The 21,903-nt window shown below is 67.5% G+C and carries 19 protein-coding genes; 9 read left to right on the top strand and 10 right to left on the bottom strand.

Annotated features, from left to right (window positions below; all coding sequences use genetic code 11):
• The 6 genes from uvrA to IM632_RS04565 form a co-directional block, all read right to left on the bottom strand.
• Positions 1-2,412 (bottom strand): excinuclease ABC subunit UvrA (uvrA, locus tag IM632_RS04540; protein ID WP_296552050.1); only part of this gene is annotated, 2,412 nt, incomplete at its 3' end.
• Positions 2,413-2,532: 120 nt separating this feature from the next.
• Positions 2,533-3,336, bottom strand: a complete 804-nt coding sequence (locus tag IM632_RS04545; RefSeq protein WP_296483165.1) for an enoyl-CoA hydratase-related protein — start codon at positions 3,334-3,336, stop codon at positions 2,533-2,535.
• Positions 3,336-4,583: a dipeptidase gene (locus IM632_RS04550; RefSeq protein ID WP_296483163.1), complete on the bottom strand. Its 1,248-nt coding sequence runs from the start codon at positions 4,581-4,583 to the stop codon at positions 3,336-3,338. Before IM632_RS04550 ends, IM632_RS04545 begins: the two co-directional genes overlap by 1 nt.
• A gap of 81 nt (positions 4,584-4,664) precedes the next feature.
• The gene (locus IM632_RS04555; protein ID WP_296483160.1) at positions 4,665-5,108 is read right to left on the bottom strand and encodes a flagellar basal body protein; all 444 of its coding nucleotides are present in this window, start codon (positions 5,106-5,108) and stop codon (positions 4,665-4,667) included.
• 10 nt (positions 5,109-5,118) lie between these two features.
• A complete protein-coding gene (locus IM632_RS04560; RefSeq protein ID WP_296483157.1) occupies positions 5,119-5,418 on the bottom strand; it encodes a rod-binding protein in 300 nt (99 codons plus the stop codon).
• Positions 5,418-6,533, bottom strand: a complete 1,116-nt coding sequence (locus IM632_RS04565; protein WP_363278441.1) for a flagellar basal body P-ring protein FlgI — start codon at positions 6,531-6,533, stop codon at positions 5,418-5,420. Before IM632_RS04565 ends, IM632_RS04560 begins: the two co-directional genes overlap by 1 nt.
• Before the next feature lie 182 nt (positions 6,534-6,715).
• On the opposite strand from IM632_RS04565, the gene IM632_RS04570 reads away from it, so the two are divergent.
• The 7 genes from IM632_RS04570 (at position 6,716) to IM632_RS04600 (ending at position 14,065) form a co-directional block, all read left to right on the top strand.
• Positions 6,716-7,156 (top strand): flagellar assembly protein FliX, encoded by a 441-nt coding sequence (locus IM632_RS04570; protein WP_293518189.1) that lies wholly within the window; start codon positions 6,716-6,718, stop codon positions 7,154-7,156.
• Between the two features lie 89 nt (positions 7,157-7,245).
• Entirely contained in the window at positions 7,246-7,674 is a 429-nt protein-coding gene (dksA, locus tag IM632_RS04575) for an RNA polymerase-binding protein DksA (protein ID WP_296483153.1), read from the top strand.
• Entirely contained in the window at positions 7,664-8,821 is a 1,158-nt protein-coding gene (locus IM632_RS04580) for an aminotransferase class I/II-fold pyridoxal phosphate-dependent enzyme (RefSeq protein ID WP_296483149.1), read from the top strand. The genes dksA and IM632_RS04580 overlap by 11 nt, the downstream gene beginning before the upstream one ends.
• A gap of 83 nt (positions 8,822-8,904) precedes the next feature.
• The gene (locus IM632_RS04585; protein WP_296483146.1) at positions 8,905-9,717 is read left to right on the top strand and encodes a hypothetical protein; all 813 of its coding nucleotides are present in this window, start codon (positions 8,905-8,907) and stop codon (positions 9,715-9,717) included.
• Positions 9,718-9,771: 54 nt separating this feature from the next.
• A complete protein-coding gene (locus tag IM632_RS04590; RefSeq protein WP_296483143.1) occupies positions 9,772-11,439 on the top strand; it encodes an NAD+ synthase in 1,668 nt (555 codons plus the stop codon).
• Between the two features lie 32 nt (positions 11,440-11,471).
• Positions 11,472-12,215, top strand: a complete 744-nt coding sequence (locus IM632_RS04595) for a hypothetical protein (RefSeq protein WP_296483140.1) — start codon at positions 11,472-11,474, stop codon at positions 12,213-12,215.
• Between the two features lie 11 nt (positions 12,216-12,226).
• Entirely contained in the window at positions 12,227-14,065 is a 1,839-nt protein-coding gene (locus IM632_RS04600; protein ID WP_296483136.1) for an ABC transporter ATP-binding protein/permease, read from the top strand.
• 3 nt (positions 14,066-14,068) lie between these two features.
• Here IM632_RS04600 and IM632_RS04605 read toward each other — a convergent pair whose 3' ends face one another.
• Together IM632_RS04605 and IM632_RS04610 are read right to left on the bottom strand one after the other, a co-directional pair.
• Positions 14,069-17,335, bottom strand: coding sequence for an efflux RND transporter permease subunit (locus IM632_RS04605; protein ID WP_296483135.1), 3,267 nt, complete (start codon positions 17,333-17,335; stop codon positions 14,069-14,071).
• Positions 17,332-18,429: an efflux RND transporter periplasmic adaptor subunit gene (locus IM632_RS04610; protein ID WP_296497871.1), complete on the bottom strand. Its 1,098-nt coding sequence runs from the start codon at positions 18,427-18,429 to the stop codon at positions 17,332-17,334. The genes IM632_RS04605 and IM632_RS04610 overlap by 4 nt, the downstream gene beginning before the upstream one ends.
• Positions 18,430-18,645: 216 nt before the next feature.
• On the opposite strand from IM632_RS04610, the gene IM632_RS04615 reads away from it, so the two are divergent.
• Positions 18,646-19,086 (top strand): VOC family protein, encoded by a 441-nt coding sequence (locus IM632_RS04615; RefSeq protein WP_296483129.1) that lies wholly within the window; start codon positions 18,646-18,648, stop codon positions 19,084-19,086.
• Between the two features lies 1 nt (position 19,087).
• Here the strand turns inward: IM632_RS04615 and IM632_RS04620 are convergent, their stop codons facing one another.
• Complete coding sequence (locus IM632_RS04620; RefSeq protein WP_296483127.1) at positions 19,088-20,131, bottom strand: lysine-2,3-aminomutase-like protein; 1,044 nt, start codon at positions 20,129-20,131, stop codon at positions 19,088-19,090.
• Positions 20,128-21,189 (bottom strand): EF-P lysine aminoacylase EpmA, encoded by a 1,062-nt coding sequence (gene epmA, locus IM632_RS04625; protein ID WP_296483124.1) that lies wholly within the window; start codon positions 21,187-21,189, stop codon positions 20,128-20,130. Before epmA ends, IM632_RS04620 begins: the two co-directional genes overlap by 4 nt.
• Before the next feature lie 128 nt (positions 21,190-21,317).
• On the opposite strand from epmA, the gene efp reads away from it, so the two are divergent.
• Entirely contained in the window at positions 21,318-21,884 is a 567-nt protein-coding gene (efp, locus tag IM632_RS04630) for an elongation factor P (protein WP_293513641.1), read from the top strand.
• Positions 21,885-21,903 lie beyond the last annotated feature (19 nt).

A 21,903-nucleotide genomic window follows, 5' to 3' on the forward strand; every position in this document is an offset into this window, starting at 1 on the left:
CTCGTCGACCGTCATGTCGAGGACGTCGGAGATGGACTTGCCCTTGAACAGGATCTCGAGGGTCTCGCGGTTGTAGCGACGGCCCTGGCAGACGTCGCAGGTCACATAGACGTCCGGCAGGAAGTGCATCTCGATCTTGATCAGGCCGTCGCCCTGGCAGGCCTCGCAGCGTCCGCCCTTGACGTTGAAGCTGAACCGACCCGGGCCGTAGCCCCGGGCCTTGGCCTCAGGCAGGCCGGCGAACCAGTCCCGGATGGGCTGGAAGGCGCCGGTATAGGTCGCCGGATTGGAGCGCGGCGTCCGGCCGATGGGGGACTGGTCGATGTCGATGACCTTGTCGAAGTGCTGCAGGCCCTCGATCCGGTCGTGGGGCGCCGGGGTGTCGGCGGCGTTGTGGAGGCGCCGGGCTGCGGCCTTGTAGAGGGTCTCGATGGTGAAGGTCGACTTGCCGCCGCCGGAAACGCCGGTGATGCAGGTCAGGGTCCCGACAGGAATCTCCGCCGTCACGGACTGGAGGTTGTTCCCGGTAGCGCCGATCACCTTCAGGACCTTGGCGCCCTTCACCGATCGCCTCCGCTCGGGTACGGCGATCTCCGCTGCGCCGCTCAGGTACCGGCCCGTCACGCTGTCCGGGTCGGCCATGATCTGGGCAGGCCGTCCCTCACTGACCACACGGCCCCCGTGGATACCGGCCCCGGGACCCATGTCGATGACATGGTCTGCGGTCAGGATGGCCTCTTCGTCATGTTCGACCACCAGCACGGAATTGCCGAGGTCGCGCAGACCCCGCAGGCTGTCCAGAAGGCGGGTATTGTCCCTCTGGTGCAGGCCGATGGACGGCTCATCGAGGACGTACAGAACCCCGGTCAGGCCCGACCCGATCTGGCTGGCGAGGCGGATGCGCTGGCTCTCTCCGCCGGAGAGGGTTCCCGAAGCGCGGGACAGGTTGAGATAGTCCAGGCCGACATTGACCAGGAACCGAAGCCGGTCATTGATCTCCTTCAGGATGCGCCGGGCGATCTCCATCTGCTTGGGCGTCAGCCGGCCTTCGAGGGCGCTGAACCAGGCGCCGGCCTCGTGGATGGACAGCCGGGAAACCTCGCCGATATGGCGGCCATCGATACGGACCGCCAGGGCCTCGGGCTTGAGACGATAGCCGTCGCAGGCTTCGCAGGGCGTCTCGGACTGGAAGCGCGCCAGTTCCTCGCGCACCCAGGCCGAGTCCGTCTCCCGCCAGCGGCGCTCAAGGTTGGGCAGGACGCCCTCGAAGGTCTTGTTGACCTCGTACTTCCGGGCGTTGTCGTCGTAGATGAACTGGATCTTCTCGCCCGCAGATCCGTTCAGGATCACCTTCCGGGCGGTTTCCGGCAGGTCCGCCCAGGCGACGTCCATCGAGAAGCCGTAGTGCCGGGCCAGGGCCTGCAGGGTCTGGGTGTAGAGGGGGGAGGGACCCTTCGACCAGGGCGCGATGGCCCCGCCGTGCAGGGTGCGGCTGCGGTCGGGGACCACCCTGTCGCCATCGAAGGTCAGCCGGGCGCCCAGGCCGTCGCAGGTGGGGCAGGCGCCGAAAGGATTGTTGAAGGAGAACAGCCGGGGTTCGATCTCGGAGATGGTGAAGCCGGAGACAGGGCAGGCGAACTTCTCGGAGAAGATCAGCCGCCGGGGTTCGGCCCCGTCCTCGGGAAGGTCGGCCCATTCGGCCACGGCGATGCCGTCGGCCAGGCGCAGGGCGGTCTCAAGAGAGTCGGCGTACCGGCCTTCCAGGCCTCCGCGCGTGACCAGCCGATCCACGACCACGTCGATGTCATGCTTGAACTTCTTGTCGAGAACCGGAGCGTCCTCGATGGGGAAGAAGGCGCCGTCGATCTTCAGCCGCTGGAAGCCGGCCTTCTGCCATTCCGCGATCTCCTTGCGATACTCGCCTTTGCGGCCACGCACTACGGGGGCCAGCAGGTAGACGCGTTCGCCGTCCGGCAGGGCAGACAGCTTGTCGACCATCTGCGAGACCGTCTGGCTCTCGATGGGAAGCCCCGTAGCGGGGGAATAGGGGATGCCGACCCGAGCCCACAGGAGGCGCATGTAGTCGTGGATCTCAGTGACTGTGCCGACGGTCGAGCGCGGGTTCCGGCTGGTGGTCTTCTGCTCGATGGAGATGGCCGGCGACAGGCCCTCGATCAGGTCGACATCGGGCTTGCTCATCAGCTCCAGGAACTGGCGGGCGTAGGCCGACAGACTCTCGACGTAACGCCTCTGTCCCTCGGCGTAGATGGTGTCGAAGGCCAGGGAGCTCTTGCCCGAGCCGGACAGGCCGGTCAGTACGACCAGCTGGCCCCGGGGGATGTCGATGTCGACATCCTTCAGGTTGTGCTCGCGCGCGCCGCGCACCCGGATGAAGTTCTGGTCGTCTGACATGCCGCTTCGCTCACAGCCCGGTCTGTCGGGTCTGTGGGCGCCCCTTCCGATGCCCCCGGATAACACCGGAACATGTGGCGAACAAGCGGCGCGGGGCCCTGGCGACCTCGACCCTGTGGATCAGCTCTCCCGGACGGCGTAGACCGGCTTTCGCTTCTCCAGGAAGGCCCGGACGCCCTCGGCGAAATCACCGTCCTGGGCGCAAAGGATCTGATTGCGGTCCTCCATGGCGATGGCCGCCTCCAGGCCCTGAGCGTCAATGGCGTAGTTCAGGGCCTCCTTGGTCAGGCGAAGGCCCAGGGGCGTGGCGTGCAGCATGTCCGCTGCAAAGTCTCGGGCCTCGGCCTCCAGGGCGCCCGGATCGACGATCCGGCTGATCAGACCCAGCTGCAGGGCGCGATCGGCGCCCATGAACCGACCGGTCAGCATGTATTCGGCGGCCACGGAGCTTCCGACCATGCGCGGCAGGAAGTAGCTGACACCGATGTCGCAGGCCGAAAGGCCGATCCGGATAAAGGCGGCGTTCATCTTCAGGGTCGGGGTGGCGATCCGGACGTCCGAGGCCAGGGCCAGAGCGAAACCGCCGCCGCTGGCCGCGCCGTCGATGCAGGCGATGATGGGCTGCGGGCACCGACGCATGGCGATGACGATCTCGCTGATCCGCCGTTGGCCGGTCAGACCCGCCCCCACCGAGCGGTCGGCGTTCCCGCCGCTGCGTTCCTTGAGGTCAAGCCCGGCGCAGAAGGCCCGGCCGGCGCCCCGCAGGATCACGACGCGTACGTCCCGCCGCCAGTAGAGGCCCACGAAAAAGTCGCGCAGCTCCTCCACCAGCCTCGGGTTCAGGGCGTTGAGTCGGTCGGGCCGGTTCATGGTCGCCCATGCGACCTCGTCTTCGATGCGAACGTCCAGGTGTTCGTAGGTCATCAGTCCGCCTTTCCGGTCTGGAGGCGGTCCCGGACGGCTTCGGCCGCCCTCAGGACCCGGAGAGCATTGCCGCCCCAGATCTTGTCGATGTCGGCCTGGCCATAGCCGGCGGCGAGGAGGCGACGGGTGATCTCGGGAAAGCCAGTGACGTCTTCCAGCCCCTCGATCCCGCCGCCGCCGTCGAAGTCTCCGGACACGCCGACATGGTCGGGTCCGACCAGGGCGAGGGCGTGTAACATGTGCTTCATGAAGTCGTCCATGTTCGCCCGGGGAACCGGCCAGCGGGCGTCAATCGGCCTCCGACCTTCGACAAAGGCCCGTCTTTGGGCCGGCGTCATTTCCCGACCCGAGATCCCCAGGGACTTCGCGAGTTCCGCCAGGGCTGCTTCCCTTTCCGGAATCCTCGGCGTCGGGACCATGTAGGCGGAGAAGGCGTTGATCTGGATCACTCCGCCCTTTGCGGCCAGGGCCTTCAGGCGGGCGTCGTCCACATTGCGGGGATGGTCGAAAATGTCCTTGCAGCCTGAGTGCGAGAGGATGATCGGCGCTTCGGAGAGGGCGATCATCTGGTCGAGGGCCTGGTCGCTGGCGTGGCTGCCGTCAATCACCATGCCCAGCCGGTTCGCCTCGGCCACGAAGCTGCGCCCCGCTGGGGACAGGCCGCCCCAGACCGGGGCCTCGGTCGATGAATCCGCAAGGTCGCTGTTGCGAAAGTGGACCGGGCCGATCATCCGAACGCCCAGGTCATAGAAGGTCTTCATCAGCGAAAGGTCGCCGGCCACCGGGGACCCGTTCTCCATGCTCATGAAGACGAAGCGCTTCTTCTCAGCCAGGATCCCTGCGGCGTCGTCGGCTGTCAGGGCGAGGGCGAAGTGCTCGCTATGCCGCGCGACCATCTCGCGGATCTCCGCGGCCCTGAAGACTGCATGGTCCCGCGCCGCTGCGTTGCCCGCAGGGCCCCGTGGCCCCTGAGGCGTGAAGATCACGAAGAAGCCCCCGTCGACACCGCCCTCGATCATCCTCGGAAGGTCCACCTGGCTGTCGTCTAGTTCGGGGTCATGGCGGTTCAGGATGCTCCAGCCGGGGCGGCTGAAGTTGGCCGGGGTGTCGAAGTGGGTGTCCAGCACCACCGCCGCATCGTGGGCCCGCCGCGGATCGACGGAAGAGGCCTGGGCGAGGACCGGCAGGGCGAGGCACAAGACCGCCGGGATGAAGGCGGTTGGGTGGAGGCGAGGCGGCGTGCGCAAGACGGAAACTCCCGATGGAAGCCCACCCTGACCGCAGCCGCCGCGACAGTGCAAGTCCCTCCGACGGGGCTTCCGTCTCGATCAGGCCCTTTGGTTGAGGGTGATGGAGGTCGCCAGGCTCATGATGTGCGCCTGGGCGCCGGGGCCATAGCCGACCCCCCGGGAACGCTGGGCGGCCACTTCGTTGGCGATGGCCTGAACGAGGCCCTCCGTAACCGCCCGCGCCGCCTCAAGGGCTCGCCCCTGCCGTGCGAGGACGGCGTCGAAGGCCTCCGTGGCCTGCAATAGTCGCTTGCGGTCCTCCGGCGGTGCTGGAGCGATCAGATCCGGGTTGGACCGGATGCGCATCGACTCCAGGCGGTAGAGGTTGGCGAGCCGAGACGTCTCTTCGACGAGGGCGGCGGCGTCCTGCGGCCGGTTGGACTCGAACGCCTGAGCCTCCGCAGCGATCAGTTGGGTCAGTCGTTCCGTCAGGGCGATCATCTGGTTGACGTGCTCCCCGGCGGTGTCTGCAGATAGGGCCATGGACATTCTCCTAGGTGAGACCCTGGAGTTTCAGCATTTCCGCCTGGACAGGGGCCGCCAGACCAACGCCCCCGGAGCGGGTGATCTGGCGCGCTATGGCGTCACCGAGGAAGGACTGGAAGGCGGCCTCGCCGGCGCCTCCGGAGAACGGACCCTCCGTGTCCAGGCCGGAGAACATCTGGTTGATCATCACCGACAGGAAGGAGGCCTCGAAGGCCTGGGCGGTTTCTGCAATCCGCCGGCGCTGAACCGCTTCGGTGGCTGTGGCGAGGGGAGGGGGGATCAGTCCCGGTGTCAGAGCGGTTGTCATCACATCACCTCGATATCGGCTTGGAGGGCGCCTGCAGCCTTGATCGCCTGCAGGATCGAAATCATGTCTCTTGGCGTAACGCCCAGCGTGTTAAGCCCGGAGACGAGGCTGGAAAGAGAGGCGCCGTTCCTCAGGGTGATGAACTGCTTACCCTTCTCCTCATCGACGCTCACCGTAGATTGGGGGGTGACGGTCGTCTGCCCCTGAGCGAAGGCGTTGGGCTGGCTGACCGCTGGCGTCTCCTGGACCCGAATGGTCAGATTACCCTGGGCGATAGCCACCGTTGAGATGCGGACGTTGTCGCCCATGACGATCACGCCGGCGACTTCGTCGATCACCACCTTGGCGGGTTCATCCGTATCGACAGGCAGGTTTTCGATCCGCGAGATCATGGCGACCATGTTCACGCCCACCGGCGGGCGCATCGTGATGATGGTCGGGTTCTCTACGAAGGCCGCACCGGGATAGACGCTGTTGACCGCCTCGGCCACGCGCCGAGCGGTGGTGAAGTCGGGATTGCGCAGTGTCATGCGCATCTGCGGCATGGAGGCCAGCTGGAAGCCCAGCTCCCGCTCGACGATGGCCCCGCCCGCGATCCGGCCTGCGGTCGGTACGCCCTTGGTGATCGAGCTTCCCGAGGCGCCCCCTGCAGAAACTGAACCTGTCTGCACCGTGCCCTGGGCGACGGCATAGGCTTCTCCATTGGCGCCCATCAGGGGCGTGACCAGGAGCGTACCGCCCAGGAGGCTCTTGGCGTCGCCCATGGCGGAGACCGTAGCGTCGATGGGCGCGCCTGCGGTGGTGAAGGGCGGCAGGCGGGCGGTCACCATGACCGCAGCCACATTCTTGGTGTTGAGATTGGTCTCGCGGATGTTGACGCCAAGCCGCTCAAGCATGGCTTCGAGGCTCTGGCGGGTGAAGGGGGCGTTCCGCAGAGAGTCGCCTGTGCCGTTCAGTCCGACCACCAGGCCGTAGCCCACCAGCATGTTGTCGCGGACGCCCTCGAACTCGACGATGTCCTTGATCCGGGAGCGGGCGCTAGCTTCCCCTCCGGCTGAGGCCAGGAGGAGGGCGCCGGCGAGGGCCAGACAGGCTGCGCGGCTGCGTCGGAACATGAGGTCGCCTTCCCGGTAATGGACTGTCGATCTCCCCTAGCGAAGGATATGCCAGCCCAAGCCAGTGAAAAACCTATATGAGTCAATGGAAACGGGTCGCTTCGCTGCGCGCGGTCGGCGCCTAGTGCAGAAATTGCCCGGTATTAACCATACCTCAAGCCTGGAGGGTGTAGTGTCAGGGCATGAAGGTGACGGGTCCAAACGGCGTGTCCGGCGGTCCCTCGCCCGCTCGGCGGGCAGGGGGAGCGGGCAGTGGTTTCAGTCTGCCGCCGGTGGGCGGGGGCGATAACGCCGCGCCCGCCGCTCCGGCCGCCCCGACGACGGGGCTCAGCGGGGTCATGGGTGTCGACGCCATCCTCGCACTTCAGGATGTGGGCGGTCCTCTTGAAAACCGGCGGCGCTCCGTCCGCAGGGCGGGACGACTTCTGGACGTCCTCGATGATTTGAAGATCGCGCTGATTGACGGGGTCCTTACCCCCGACCAGCTTCACGCCCTTACCCGGGCCTTGGGGGAAAAGCGGGAGGCGACCGGCGATCCGACGCTTGAAACCGTCCTCGACGAAATCGAGACCCGGGCGGCGGTGGAGCTCGCCAAGCTTGAGTTTCTCGGCCGCCCCTCCTGACCGGCGGTGTGTTGAGCGTTGCACGCCTAATCGGGTTTGCTATAAGCCCGCCACGTTCAGGGCTTCGCGCTCCGGGGGGTGAGGTGTCAATGTCCAAGGCCGACGTCTTGGCCGGTGATCCGGGGTATCGTCCTTCCGAGGACGAGGATTTCATGAACGGGCGCCAGCTCGACTACTTCCGACGGAAACTCCAGGCCTGGAAGGAAGAGATTCTTCGGGAATCCCGGGAGACGGTCGCTCACCTCCAGGCGGAAACCGAGAATCATCCGGATCTTGCCGACCGGGCGACATCAGAGGCGGACCGGGCGCTGGAGCTCCGGACCCGGGACCGCCAGCGAAAATTGATCTCGAAGATTGAGGAAGCGCTCCGTCGCATTGACGACGGTTCCTATGGATACTGCGAGGAGACGGGAGAGCCAATTGGTCTCGCCCGCCTGGACGCCCGTCCGATCGCCACGCTCAGCCTTGAGGCCCAGGAGCGTCACGAGCGTCGCGAGCGGGTCCACCGTGACGACTGAAGCCGCAGCGCTTCCCCCGATCGCCCCCTTCTACGCCATCGGTCTCAGCGTCCTGGCCCGCAGGCTGGAGGACGAGGGCGCGCGCATCATCCACATGGAGTTCGGGCAGCCGTCCACGGGTGCGCCGGCGGGGGCCATTGCGGCGGCCCACCATGCCCTCGACTCCGATCCTGGCAGCTACTGGGAGAGCCATGACCTCAAGGTCCGGCTGAGCCGCCATTACCAGGAGACGTATGGCGTCGATCTTCCCGCCAGCCGCATCCTGCTGACCTGCGGCGCCTCGCCGGCCCTCGTCCTGGCGCTGTCCGCCCGCTTCGCCGCAGGGGATCGCATCGCCCTGGCCCGGCCCGGCTATGTCGCCTACCGCAACACCCTGCGCGCCCTGCACCTGGAGCCGGTGGAGATCCCCTGCGGTCCCGAGGTCGGCTACCAGCTCACAGCATCCGCCCTGGACCAGGTCGACGGGCCCCTTGCCGGGGTTATCATCGCCAGCCCGGCTAACCCTACCGGCTCCATCCTTCCGCCCCGTGAAATCGAGGCCATCGTCCGCGCCTGTGAAGCGCGCCGACTAGGCCTGGTCTCCGATGAAATCTACCACGGTCTGTCCTATGTGGAGCCGGCGCGGTCAGTTCTGGAATTCACAGACCAGGCCTTCGTTGTGAACAGTTTCTCCAAGTATTTCAGTATGGTCGCCTGGCGTCTCGGGTGGCTGGCTGCGCCAGCGGCTCACGCCGACCGGGCCCGCGCCCTGATCAGCAACCTGTTTCTGACGCCTCCCTCCCTCAGCCAGCACGCCGCCCTGGCCGCTCTCGACTGCCATGAGGAGCTTGAGGCGAACATTGCGGTCTACCGACAAAACCGGACCCTCCTGCTGGACGCCCTGCCGCGCCTCGGCCTGGCCTCCATGGCGCCCCCGGATGGGGCCTTCTACATCTACGCCAACGTCGGTCACCTGACCGATGACAGCCTGGCCTTCTGTGAGCGGATTCTTCGCGAGACCGGCGTGGCCCTGGCCCCCGGCGTGGACTTCGACCCGGTCGATGGTCACCGATTCATACGTATCAGCTTCGCCGTCTCCACGGACCTGGTCCGTGAGGCCATTGATCGCCTGGCGCCCTGGTTTGGAATCCAGCCCTTGCGAAGCTGATGCGGCGCACTTGACCCACATAGCGGGGGGCTGAAACTCTCCGCATCGCCGCCCGATGCAGGGCGAGGGAGGCCCTGGACCCCATGAACGCCCTGTCCCGGTTCCTGGCCGATCAGCAGTTGTGGATCGTCGGCCTGTCGCTCTTCATCCTGATGGTGACGGTGCGATCCCTCGCCGAGCGAATTCGTCGCCGCCGCTCGAGCGCCGTCGGGTCAGGTTTGTCCCAAGCCGGGGAGGGGCTCATCGCCACAAGCATGATGGGACTGCTCTCGCTCCTGATCGGTTTCACATTTTCGCTCGCCCTGGCGCGCCACGAGTTGCGACGCACCCTTGTGGTGGAGGAGGCCAACGCCATCGGCGTCGCCTACATGAGGGCCCAGCTGCTTGCGGAGCCGTACCGCGGGGACCTGAGCAACGTGATCATCTCTTACGCCCAGGTCCGTCAGGCGACGGGGGAGCTCGCCGGCCCTTCCCAGCTGGCCGCGCAGGAACACTCCGAGGCGCTGCAGGCGCCCATGTGGCAGAGGACCGCCGCCGCCGCCCGGACGTCGGAGGCTCCCGCCCTCGCCAACTTCCTTGTTCAGAGCGTGACCCGAATGATCGAGGTCGAGGGACAGCGAAAGGCGGCCCTGGCGGCCCGTATTCCGCCGGCTGTGCTGATCGCCCTGATGGCCTATTCGGTGGGGGTCGCCGCCGTCTTCGGTTATGTCGCCGCCGGGGCCCACGCCCACCGACGGCGGATCGCCTGGGCGATGTTCCTGCTGGTCACCCTGGCCTTCATGCTGATCCTCGACCTGGATCGTCCCGGGGACGGCCTGATCCGGATATCCGAGGCCAACATGAACGACATGGTTCGCGCCCTGCCGTCCTTCGCCGCGCAGGGCCCGGACCGCTGAATCCCGCAGGCGGGCGACTGGCGGGCCGGCCCGGTCGGGGCTAAAGGACGGGTCATGAGCAGGTCCATTGTCATCGCCGCCGTCCAGGCCAATCCGACCGTCGGCGCCATAGAGGCGAATGAGGCCCTGGCGCGGAAGAGGGTCGCCGCGGCGCGTGCTGCGGGGGCGGACCTCGCGGTCTTCCCGGAACTCTTCATCAACGGCTATCCGCCCGAGGACCTCGCCTTGAAACCGGCCTTCTGGCGGGCCGGGCAGGCGGCCGTCGAACGGCTGGCCGCCGAAACGGATGCGGATTTCGCCGCCCTGGTCGGCGTCATCTGGCCACCCGAGGCGCCGGGACGCCGCCCCCGCAACGGCCTGGCCTTCCTGGCCGGCGGTGTGGTGCAGGGCGTCGCCTTCAAGACAGACCTGCCGAACTACGGCGTATTTGACGAGAAGCGGGTCTTCGACCCGGGACAGGGCCCCGCAGTCTTCACCTGGAAGGGCGTGCGCCTGGGAGTTCCGATCTGTGAGGACATCTGGTCGCCCTCAGTCTGTGCGGCGCTGGTCGACCAGGGGGCTGAGATTCTGGTGGTCCCGAACGGGTCTCCTTATCGCCGGACAGCGGAAAGAGAGCGGGCGGAGGTCGCTCGGGCGCGCGTGGCCGAGTCGGGTCTGCCCCTGGTCTATGTGAACGAGGTCGGCGGTCAGGATGAACTGGTCTTTGATGGCGCCTCCTTCGCCCTCGATGGTCAAGGGCGGACCGTCATGCGCCTGCCTCTCTTCGAGGAGGCCCTTGGCGTCGTTCGCTGGACCGAGGGGCCGGATGGCTGGCGGGCCGAAGGGGGTTCCATCGCCCCTGGAATGGACGCCTCTGGCGAAATCTACCACGCCATGGTTACGGCCCTTCGGGACTACGTGAACAAGTCCGGCTTCCCAGGAGTGCTGCTGGGCCTGTCCGGCGGCGTAGACTCGGCCCTAACTGCGGTTGTGGCGGCGGACGCTCTGGGCGCAGATCGCATCCGCTGTTTCATGCTGCCCTCCCGTTACACGAGCCGGGAAAGCCTCGACGACGCCGCGGACTGCGCCCGCAGGCTCGGCGTCCGGCTGGATGAGGTGCCGATCAGCCCCGCCGTCGACGCGTTCGCGGGCATGTTGACCCCGCTCTTCGAGAACCGGCCGCCGGACCTGACCGAGGAGAACATCCAGGCCCGGATCCGCGGCCTGTCGCTCATGGCGTTGTCGAATAAGCTGGGCTCGATGCTGCTCACCACAGGCAACAAGAGCGAGATGGCCGTCGGCTACGCGACGCTCTATGGCGACATGTGCGGCGGCTATAACGTCCTGAAGGATCTCTACAAAACCGAGGTCTACGAGGTCTGCCGATGGCGCAACGCCCACGATCCTTTCGGCGTCGCCAAGGACCCCATCCCCGATCGCATCCTGACCAAGGCGCCGTCGGCTGAGCTGCGACCCGACCAGACGGACCAGGACAGCCTGCCGGAGTACGCCGAGCTCGACGCCATTCTGCAGGGATTGGTGGAAGAAGAGGCGACCCTCGATGAAATTGTGGCGCGGGGGTTCACCCGGGAGACTGTGGAGCGCGTCCAGCGCCTCCTCTACGGGTCGGAGTACAAGCGCCGGCAGGCCGCGCCGGGGGTCAAGATCGGGCTGAAAGCCTTTGGGCGAGACCGCAGGTATCCCATCGTGAATGGCTTCCGCGACCAGGTCTCCTCCGGATGAGACTGAGGCGCGCCCGTCGCTGGAGGTCCGTGATGGTCCTGTCCGCGGCGCTGGCGGCGGCGTCCTGCGGTCCGGCGCAGACCCCCTCCACCCCTGCGGATGCGCGCCAGGATGAGGCTGCCTATCTCCCGCCTCCAAGGGTCACGCTGGTGGAGCCAGGCTCCGAAATCATAACCCTTGGAGGCCTCGCCGTTCCCGGAGCGCGGGTGCAGCTGAGCCGTCCTGGCGGCGGCGGCCTGGGCGCCGTGGCGGACGCGGCGGGACGCTGGCGGATCTCCGCACCGGCGACCGGAGGCGCTCAGGTCTTCGGACTCTCGCAGACCCTCGACGGGCGCACGGTGCAGGCGGAAGGATACGTCTTCGTCTCGCCCGAAAAAGGCGGCTGGCTTCTCCGGGCCGGGGCTGCAGCCCGGCCCCTCGCCGGCGGCCGGAGGAGCGGGCTGGTCATCGATTACGACCGGAGCGGGGGAACAGTGATCTCCGGGCAGGGCCCGGCGGATAGCTTGCTCGTGGTCCAGGTCAATGGTCGTCGTTCGGGAGACGGGCGCACCGACGCCGCCGGCCGATTCGAAATTCGACTCGACGGTCCGGTGGCGACAGGAGAGAGCCGTCTCAGGATATTTGGCGAGGGGCTCAACCGCGAGACCACCCTGCGCCTGTCGGCGCCGGCGCCTCTTGAGGCGGGACCTGTGCGCGCCGTCCCGGACGGGGGGGGCCTGCGGATCGACTGGCTGACCCCCGGCGGCGGAATCCAGACCACCCAGATCCTTCCCTGAGGACGGACGGGATGGCCTTCCACCATGGCGCCCGGGCAGGGGCGGAGACATTGGCCCAGGATGCCCGGTTCGATTTCTGGGGCTCCATGGCCGACCTCTGGCGCCTCGTCCTGCGGAGCGGCGCGCCGGGGCTGACCTGGCGCATCGGTCTTTCCATCGTTCTCATCTTTCTGGGAAAGGCGGCGGGGGTGGCGGCGCCCGTCCTGCTGGGCGAGGCCATCAACCGCCTCTCCGACCACCGCATGGAGGCCTCCCTGACAGGTTTGAGCGGGGTCTTCATTCTGCTGGCGCTTGGCTTTGCAGGCCTTCGCCTGATCGCCGCGACCGCGCCCAACGCCAGGGAGGTCATCTTCACTCCGGTCTCCCAGGCCACAATGGCCAAGGCGGCGGAAGAAAGCTTCGGCCATGTCCTGACCCTGTCTCTCGACTACCACCACGGCAAGCAGACCGGCGCCCTGGCGCGGATCATCGACCGGGGGTCCAGGTCCACCGACTTCCTGATCCGCAGCGTTGTCTTCAACCTCGGGCCTACCGCCCTCGAACTCGTCCTCGCCATGGGCGTCATGGCGTTCCGGCTCGACTGGCGTTTCGCGGCGGCCACCTTCATCACCATCGTGCTCTACGCCGTCCTGACCTTCCGGATCACCGACTGGCGCCTGTCGCACCGACGCGAGCTCAACCTGGCCGACGGCAAGGCCGCCGGACTGTCGGTGGACGCTCTCATGAACTTCGAGACGGTGAAGGCCTTTGGCCAGGAGCGGCGCACTGTCGGCGCCTACGCTGCGGCCCTCGCCGCCTATGTCCGCGCGGCGGTGCGGGCCAACACCTCCCTGTCCCTCCTGAACGCCATCCAGGCCCTGGTGCTGAACCTCGGCCTCGCCGTCATGGTGCTGCTGGCGGGCCTCGAAGTCCTTGAGGGGCGGATGCGACTGGGCGACGTGACCATGGCCGTCCTCCTGGTCATCGGGCTCTACCAGCCTCTCAACATGCTGGGCTTCAACTATCGCGAGATCCGCCAGGCCTTCATCGACATGGAGCAGATGGTGGAGATCGGTCGGACGGTCCCCGATGTCGCCGAGCCGGCTTCGCCCCGGCCCTTGCCGCCGGCGTCAGGCGTCGGCTCCCGCCTCGCCTTCTCGCAGGTCGCTTTCCGGCATGGAGCCCGGGCCCAGGGGCTGGACGACATCTCCTTCGAGGCGGCGCCGGGAACGACGACGGCCATTGTGGGTCCGTCAGGGGCGGGAAAGACCACGATGGTGCGCCTGGCCCTGCGGCTGGTGGATCCCCAGGCCGGGTCGGTGACCCTGGATGGAGTGGATCTTCGGGACCTGTCCCGGAGCGACCTGCGCCGGGCCGTGGCCCTGGTTCCCCAGGATGTCGCCCTGTTCAATGACACCCTCGGGGCCAACATCGCCTTCGCCCGCGCAGACGCCACCGGCGACGAGGTCCTGGCGGCGGCTGAGGCGGCGGAGTTGGGGACCTTCATCCGCGCCGTCCCCGGTGGGCTGTCCGTCAGGGTCGGCGAGCGCGGCCTCAAACTCTCCGGCGGCGAGCGCCAGCGGGTGGGCATCGCCCGGGCCCTCCTGGCTCAACCCCGCCTCCTGATCCTGGACGAGGCGACCTCGGCCCTGGACGGACCGACCGAGGCCGCGATCCAGGAAACCCTGCGAAAGGTCCGGCGGAACCGGACGACCCTGGTCGTGGCGCACCGGCTATCGACCATCGTCGACGCCGACCAGATCCTGGTCCTGCGGGAGGGCCGGATCGTCGAGCGCGGAGGGCACGCCGAACTCATGGCGAGAGACGGCGAGTACGCCGCCCTCTGGCGCCGTCAGACCCGCGAAGCCTGACGCTTACTCCGCAGGCGCTGGAGACGGCGCTTCAGGCCCCCCCTGGGGGATTCGCACGCCTTCGTAGGCCCGCTTCCGCGCGACTAGCCCGACCCGTCGGCGAATCATGTCGAAGACGGTTGCGAACCTCTCTGACAGAACCTTCGGCATGGCCAGCATGACCGGGGTCAGGATCAGGGTCAGGAGGGTCGCGAAGGAAAGCCCCCAGACCACCGCTGCGGACAGCTGCACCCACTGGCCAGACCCCGGCGCCTGGTACTCCAGAACCAGGTTGTGGAAGTTAGGATGGAACTGGAACATCAGCGGCAGGAGCCCGACCACCGTCACCAGGGTGGTCAGCATCACGGGCCGGAAGCGTTGAGCCGCCGACCGGACCGCCGCCTCGTGCGCATTGTAGCCCGCCCGACGCAGCTGATAGAAACTGTCCACGAGGACAATGTTGTGGCCGACGACCACCCCGGCCAGCGCCACTACGCCGGTCCCCAGCATGATCACCGAGATATAGTTGAAGGTGTTGGCGACATTGACCACCACCCCAAGAAGCACGCCGACGGTGGACAACAGCACGGCGAACAGCGTCACGGCCACGCCCCAGAAGCTGTTGAACTGCCACAACAGGATGATCATCATCATGAAGAGGGCGGCGAAGATCGCTGTGATGAAGAACAGGACCGCAGCCCGGCCCTCTTCGTCCGCCCCTGTAAACTTCCATTTCACGGAGGCGTCGAGAGGCGCCTTCTCCAGCCAGGGGCGCAGTTCGGCGATCTTTTGGTTGGACGCCACCCCCTCGGGAACATTGGCCTGGATGACCACAAGCCTCTGCCCATCCCGGCGCTGGATCTGGGTCACCTGTTGCGCAGGCTGGCGGTTCACGAAATAGCTCGCTGGCACCGGCCCAAAGGGTGTGCCGATCTTGAGGGAGTCGAGAGCGTCCAGATTACGCCCGTCGGGTGTGAACCGGACCCGGATGTCCAATTCGTCCTCAGCGTCATCCGGACGGAAGCGACCTACCAGAACCCCGGTTGTTGTGTACTGGATAGCCTGTCCGACGGTCAGGACGTCGACGCCGTACCGGCCCGCAGCCTCGCGATCCACGGCCAGGTTCCACTCTATCCCTGGCGAGGTGCGGTTGTCCTCAAGCTCGATGATCTGGGGGTCCCCGCTGAGCTTGGCCTTGACCAGATCCGCTGCGGCGTTGATGGCGGCGGGATTGTTGCTGCGGAGCTCGACCTGGATCGCCTTGCCGGTCGGCGGGCCGGCTTCAGGGGCGCGGACCTCGGTTTCGAGGCCGGGGATGTCAGCGACGCGGCGGCGCACCTCGGCCGCGAGTTCCGAGCCCTTCAGCCCAAGCCGAACCCGGTCCTCATACTTGAGGAACTCCACCTCCATCGTCCCGATGGTGTCGTTCGGAGGCCCGAAACCGCCACCGCCAAAGGAAGTTCCCGACCGGGCGCCCGACCGGACATAGAGCGCCCGCACCCCCTCCATGCCCAGAACCCGCGCCTCGACCTGCCGGACGAGGTCGTCCTGGGCCTGAGCGTTCAGGTTGCCCCGGGCCTTGACATAGACCTGGACGCTCTCGGGATCCTCATCGAGGAAGAACTCGACCCTGTGGGGCGTACTGGCGAACCAGACGAAGATCGCGATGACGATAGCGAACGTGCTCGCCAGCACCCGGAAGGGATGGTGGGATAGGTAGTCCACCGTCCGGGCATACCAGCCCATGAAGCCCTTCATCTCCTTGGGATCACCGCGTTCGGACTTCTCGAGTTCCGCCAGTTCCTCCGCATCCGCCTTGCGTTCCTTCGCGAAGATCGACCCCAGGGCCGGGGTGAAGATCAGCGCGATGAAGATCGAGGCTCCCAGCACGAAGAACAGGGTCAGGGGCAGGAAGCTCATGAACTTCCCGGCGATCGAGTTCCAGAACATGAACGGGACGAAGGCGCAGAGGGTCGTCAACGTCCCGTTGAGGACCGGCCAGAACATCCGCGTGCCGGCGACGGTGAAGGCCTCGAGCTTGCTCATGCCCTCGGCCATCTTCCGTTCGGCGTATTCGACCACCACGATGCCGCCATCCACCAGGATGCCCACCGCAAGCACCAGGCCGAACATGACCATCTGGTTCAGTGTGACGTCGATGGCGTTCAGCATCATGAAGGCGAGAGCGAAGCAGGCCGGGATCGCCATTCCCACCATCAGCCCTTGGCGAACGCCCAGGCTGGCGACGATGATCACCATCACCAGCAGGGTCGCCGACAGGAGCCCTCCTTCCAGGATCAGGAGGGTCCGCTCAATGAACTCGGACTCGTCGAAGGTGTAGTCGACCTTCACGGTTGACGGCCAAGCCTTGCTCTCGGCCTCAACGATCTTCCGGACCGCCTTGACGGTGTCGAGGACGTTGGCGCCGGCCCGCTTGGAGACCAGGACCGAGTAGGCGGCCTCGCCATTGTAGCGGGCGATGAAGGTCGGGTCCTTGAAGGTGCGCCGGACGTCTCCGATGTCGCCCACGGTCACCAGCCGGTCCCCGTTTCGCTTGATGGGCAGGGACAGGATGTCTTCCGGTTTCTCGATGACCCCGGGCACCTTGACGGCGAACCGACCTGAGCCGGTGAGCATGTCGCCGGCCGGGACGAGCTGGTTATTCCGGGCGATCACCTGGGCCAGTTCGCCGGAGGTGACCTTGTAGGTCTCCATGCGGACAGGATCGACGGTGACCTCCAGGAACTCCTCGCGGGCGCCCGAGATTTCCGCCTGAAGAACGCCGGGCAGGCTTTCCAGCCGATCCCTGAGAGCATTCGTGATCCGCACGAACTCGCGCTCGGGCGCCGCTCCGGACAGGACGATGCCGATCACCGGTTGGTCGGTGAAGTTGGCTTCCTGCACGATCGCCTCTTCGGCGTCCGGCGGGAATCTCCCGCGCGCCAGGTCCACCTTGGCGCGGACATCCTCGAGGGCGCGGTCCTTGTCGAAGTCCGGCTCGAACTCGAGTGTCACGAAGGCCGAGCCCTGGCGGGCCACGGCGTTCATCTGCTTCACGCCCTCGATCGACTGAAGGTTTGTCTCCAGAGGCTTGACCAGAAGCCTCTCGGCGTCTTCCGGACTGACGCCGGGGTAGGGGACAATGACCGCCACGAAGGGCAGGTCGATGTTCGGGTTCGCCTCCCGCGGCATGGTGTTGTAGGCGATGAGGCCAAAGATCGACGCGATCAGCGTGACCCCGAGGACGACCTTCCTGCGCTTGATGGCGCCTTCGATCAGGGCTCCAATCATGACGCGCCTCCTCCGCGGGCCGGGGTCGCGACGACCCTCTGACCCTCTGCGACGTAGGACTGACCCACGGTGATGACCCGGACAGAGCCCTTCAGGCCCGCCACCCAGGCGCCCGCCGCGGTCTCCTCGATCAGGGTCAGGGGCGCGAACCGGACCACATTGCCCTCATCCACGTAACGCACGCCCTGGCGGCCGGCGGAATCCAGCACCAGGCTGGAGACCTGGATCAGGTGGGCGGGGCCCTGTCCTGCGCTGACCCGGACATCGGCGCTGAGACCCGAGCGGGCGGTGAGCCGCGGGTTCGGCGCCGAGATCTCGACCCGGTAGGTCCGCGTCTGCGGATCCGCATCCTGGGCGATATAGCGAACCACCCCGTTCAGGGCGTCGCCACTGACGAGGGTGGCCACCGCCTGGGCGCCGACCTTGAACTTCCCGGCTTCCGTCTCGGGCAGGTCTGCAACGATCAGCAGTGGGTTCAGCTCGATCATCGTCCCGCAGGGCTGGCCGGGCGCCAGGTACGCGCCCACCTCAGCCTCGCGGCGGTCGAAGACGCCGTTGAAGGGCGCACGGATGTTGGTCTGCTCCAGAGCGATTTCGGCCTGGCGGAGGGCCGCCCGCGCACTGTCCAGGTTGGCAAGGTCCTGCAGCACCTGGGTCTGGGATCGATAGCCCTTGGCGGCCAGCTCCTCCGTCGCCTGCCGGGTCAGTTCGCGGGAGCGAAGGGCGGCGCGCGCCTGCGCGAGGCTGGCCTCCCGGGCGTCCACGTTGAGCCGGCAGAGGACCGTGCCGCGGGTCACGTACGTGCCTTCCACCGCGGGCGTGGCGGCGACGATTCCCGCCGTCTCGGACCGGACGCTCACCGTCCGGGCGGCTTCCGTCCGGCCTCGGACCCGCACGCTGTAGGGATGAACGCCCTCGGGCGTCAGCGTCACCTGGACCTGGGGCGGGGTGTTGGCGCCTTCGCTCACGGCCTTTTTTTCGGAGGCCGCCTCCCGTCCCATGCGCGCATTGTGGAACAAGGTCCCGGCGGTGAATGCTAGGACCACCACAACGACGATGCCGATTGCGAACTTGTGGGCGGACGTCAGACGCATTCTCATCCCCGAAACATGAATCAGGGCGGACACCGCCCGTCTTCGGGTCGGCGAGTCCGCTGCACGACGCCTTCTGGCGCTGCCTGCTAATGATGGCAGACCCCGGGCCAGACAAATGAATTCGCGGATAGGATTGCTGCGGCGCAAAAATCCCTTCCTGATGTGTGGCGGGCGTCACTATATCTGAGGCGCCCGCGAACACTGGGAAGCCTCGCCTTGCGTTACCTTCACACCATGGTCAGGGTCCGGGACCTTGACGCGTCGTTGCGTTTCTACTGCGATCTCCTCGGTCTCGAGGAGGTGTCCCGGAGCGAGAGCCCGCAGGGTCGATTCACCCTGGTCTTCCTTTGCGCCCCCGGCGACAGCGACCTCGCCCGCGAGCGCCGGGCGCCGACCGTGGAGCTGACCTACAACTGGGACCCTGAGGACTATCAGGGCGGCCGCAACTTCGGGCACCTGGCCTACGCCGTGGAGGACATCTACGCCGCCTGCACGCGGCTTCAGGCGGGGGGCGTGACGATCAGCAGGCCGCCTCGCGACGGTCGGATGGCCTTCGTCCGTTCGCCGGACGGCATCTCCATCGAACTGCTGCAGGCCGGTCCCGCCCTGGCCCCGGCCGAGCCCTGGGCCTCCATGCCGAACGTCGGCGCCTGGTGAGTCAGGACTCCTCGGTCAGGGCGTGAATCCCGCCCCAGGGGTCCGTCACGGTCAGCCCGGTCGCCGCCGTCTCAATCCAGGCGGGTCCCGCCGGGACCTTTCCAAATCCACCTGAGATATCAATTACATAAGTCGGCTGACACAGCCCCGAGTACTGGCCCCGGAGACTCCGGACGAGGGCCTGGCCTTCCGCGATCGAGACCCGGAAGCGCGCTGTCCCCGGGGCGGGGTCGGGATGGTGCAGGTAGTAGGGGCGGACGCGGCGCTCGACGAGGGCGCGCATCAGTTCCCCCAGCACCTCGACCCGATCGTTGACCCCCTTCAGCAGGACGGTCTGGCTGAGCAGCAGGGCGCCGGCTCCGGCGAGCCGGGCCAGGGCCGCGTCCGCAGCCGCGGTCAGTTCCCGGGCGTGGTTGACGTGCACCCCCACGGCCAGGGTTAGGCGAGAGCCGGATAGGGCCGTCACAAGGGCCTCGCTCACCCGCTCCGGGTCGGCGACGGGCAGGCGGGTGTGCACGCGCAGGATCTTCACATGCGGGATGTCGGCCAGCCGGCGGACCAGGTCCTGGATCCGGCGCGGGGACAGGACCAGGGGATCCCCCCCGGTCAGGATCACCTCCCACACCTCCGGGCGCCCGGCGATGTAGGCGAGGGCGGCGTCCAGCTCCGTCGGCGTCAGGCCCCCGGCGCCCCCCGGGCCCACCACCTCCCGGCGGAAGCAGAACCGGCAGTAGACGGCGCAGGCGTGGGTGGCGGTCAGCAGCAGCCGGTCGGGATAGCGGTGGACGATGCCCTTCACCGGCGAATGGACGCCGTCGCCGATGGGGTCCGCCTGCTCGCCGGGCGCAGCGATCAGTTCCTCAGGGGAGGGGAGGTACTGCAGCCCGATGGGGTCCGAGGGGTCCGCAGGATCGATCAGGGCGGCGACCGCCGGGGTGACGGCGATGGCGTAGCGGGCGGCCACCGCCTCAAGGGCGGGGGCGGCGTCGGGATCGACCAGTCCCGCCGCGGCCAGGCTGGCCGGCGTGTTCAGGACCCCGGTCATGGACCCTCCGCCACGGGGGTCCAGAGGACGTCCTCGATCGACCGGGCGCCGGTGGCCAGCATGACCAGCCGATCGAAGCCCAGGGCTGCGCCCGACGCCTCCGGCATCAGCGACAGCGCCGCCAGGAAGTCCTCGTCGAGGGGATATCGCTCACCGTAGAGGCGGGCCTTCTCGTCCATCTCGGCCTCCAGCCGGCGCCTCTGCTCGGCGGGGTCCGTCAGCTCGCCGAAGGCGTTGGCCAGTTCAACCCCGCAGGCATAGAGCTCGAAGCGCTCCGAGACACGCGGATCATGCGCGCAGCGCCGGGCGAGGGCCGCCTCAGGCGACGGATACTCGCACAGCAGGGTGGGACGCCCATCCCCCAGGAAGGGCTCGATCCGCTCGACCAGGACCCGGCTGAAGACGTCGCTCCAGGTATCGTCGGGGGCGACCCGGATCCCCGCCGAGCGGGCGGCGTCGGCCAGGGAGGCGGCGTCGCCGGTCCCGTCCGGCGCAAGGGTGGCCAGGAGATCGACGCCCGCCAGGTCCCGGAACGCTTCAGCCAGTGTCAGGCGCCGCGGTTCGGCGAAGGGATCGCAGGTCCGGCCGCGCCAGCTCAGGGTGCGCGTCCCCGCCGCCTCCGCCGCCAGGGCCAGCAGGGCGGCGCAGTCGGCCATCAGGACCTCCCAGCCTTCCCCGGCCCGGTACCACTCCAGCAGGGTGAACTCGGGATGGTGAAGGGGGCCGCGTTCCCGGTTCCGGAAGACCCGGGCGAAGTCGAAGATCCTCGTCTCGCCCGAGGCCAGCAGCTTCTTGCAGGCGAATTCCGGCGAGGTATGCAGATAGAGGGGCCAAGCGTCGCCCTGAAGGCTCAGGGCCTCCGTGGCGAAGGCGTGCAGGTGGGCCTCATTGCCTGGCGAGACCTGCAGGGCGGCGGCCTCCACCTCGGTGAAGCCGCGAGCTTCGAACCAGGCGCGGAACGCCCGCCGGATCCGGCCCCGCGCCTCCAGCCGGGGTCGCCGGTCGGCGCGGCGGTCCGGGCTCCACCAGGGCGACAGGAAAGGCGGGACAGGGCTCAATAGGGACTCCGTAAGGACAGTGGCGGCGGCTCGCCGCTCAACGGTGACTGGCGAAGCGGGCGGCGATGGGTTAGGTCCGCGCCATCGCCGCGCTTCGGCCGGCTCCTATAGGCTCGAGGAACAATCACGTGAAGGTCGCCGCAAGTTCGCTTCGCAAGGGCGCCGTCGTCGACATGGACGGCAAGCTCTATGTCGTCCTGACCGCCGAGAACATCCATCCCGGCAAGGGCACGCCCGTCACCCAGCTCAACATGCGCCGCATTTCCGACGGCGTGAAGGTGTCCGAGCGCTGGCGCACCACCGAGCAGGTCGAGCGCGCCTTCGTGGACGACCGCCCCTACACCTTTCTCTACCAGGACGGCGAGGGCTTCCACTTCATGAACCCCGAGAGCTACGAGCAGGTCGTAGCCTCCGAGGACGTGGTCGGCGACTCCGCCCAGTGGCTGCAGGACGGCATGACCGTGACCCTGTCCACGCACGAGGGCGTGCCGATCGCCCTGGAGCTGCCGCGCACGGTGACCTTCGAGATCACCGAGACCGAGCCGGCGGTGAAGAACCAGACCGCCTCGTCCTCCTACAAGCCCGCCATCCTGTCGAACGGCGCGCGGATCATGGTGCCGCCCTACATCGCCGCCGGCACCCGGGTGGTCATCCTGACCGAGGACGGCTCCTACCAGGAACGCGCCAAGGACTGAGGCCCACGCCTCAGGCCCC

The organism is Phenylobacterium sp. (genome assembly GCF_020402505.1).
Taxonomy (GTDB): domain Bacteria; phylum Pseudomonadota; class Alphaproteobacteria; order Caulobacterales; family Caulobacteraceae; genus Phenylobacterium.

What these genes read in the sequence shown, in the direction of transcription:
- IM632_RS04565 (WP_363278441.1), bottom strand. Translation starts at nt 6,533, where the DNA reads ATGTTCCGACGCAGCCGCGCAGCCTGTCTGGCCCTCGCCGGCGCCCTC.
- IM632_RS04585 (WP_296483146.1), top strand. Translation starts at nt 8,905, where the DNA reads ATGAACGCCCTGTCCCGGTTCCTGGCCGATCAGCAGTTGTGGATCGTC.
- IM632_RS04620 (WP_296483127.1), bottom strand. Translation starts at nt 20,131, where the DNA reads ATGACCGGGGTCCTGAACACGCCGGCCAGCCTGGCCGCGGCGGGACTG.
- IM632_RS04605 (WP_296483135.1), bottom strand. Translation starts at nt 17,335, where the DNA reads ATGATTGGAGCCCTGATCGAAGGCGCCATCAAGCGCAGGAAGGTCGTC.
- IM632_RS04560 (WP_296483157.1), bottom strand. Translation starts at nt 5,418, where the DNA reads ATGACAACCGCTCTGACACCGGGACTGATCCCCCCTCCCCTCGCCACA.
- IM632_RS04590 (WP_296483143.1), top strand. Translation starts at nt 9,772, where the DNA reads ATGAGCAGGTCCATTGTCATCGCCGCCGTCCAGGCCAATCCGACCGTC.
- IM632_RS04595 (WP_296483140.1), top strand. Translation starts at nt 11,472, where the DNA reads ATGGTCCTGTCCGCGGCGCTGGCGGCGGCGTCCTGCGGTCCGGCGCAG.
- dksA (WP_296483153.1), top strand. Translation starts at nt 7,246, where the DNA reads ATGTCCAAGGCCGACGTCTTGGCCGGTGATCCGGGGTATCGTCCTTCC.
- IM632_RS04600 (WP_296483136.1), top strand. Translation starts at nt 12,227, where the DNA reads ATGGCCTTCCACCATGGCGCCCGGGCAGGGGCGGAGACATTGGCCCAG.
- IM632_RS04570 (WP_293518189.1), top strand. Translation starts at nt 6,716, where the DNA reads ATGAAGGTGACGGGTCCAAACGGCGTGTCCGGCGGTCCCTCGCCCGCT.
- IM632_RS04545 (WP_296483165.1), bottom strand. Translation starts at nt 3,336, where the DNA reads ATGACCTACGAACACCTGGACGTTCGCATCGAAGACGAGGTCGCATGG.
- IM632_RS04555 (WP_296483160.1), bottom strand. Translation starts at nt 5,108, where the DNA reads ATGGCCCTATCTGCAGACACCGCCGGGGAGCACGTCAACCAGATGATC.
- IM632_RS04610 (WP_296497871.1), bottom strand. Translation starts at nt 18,429, where the DNA reads ATGCGTCTGACGTCCGCCCACAAGTTCGCAATCGGCATCGTCGTTGTG.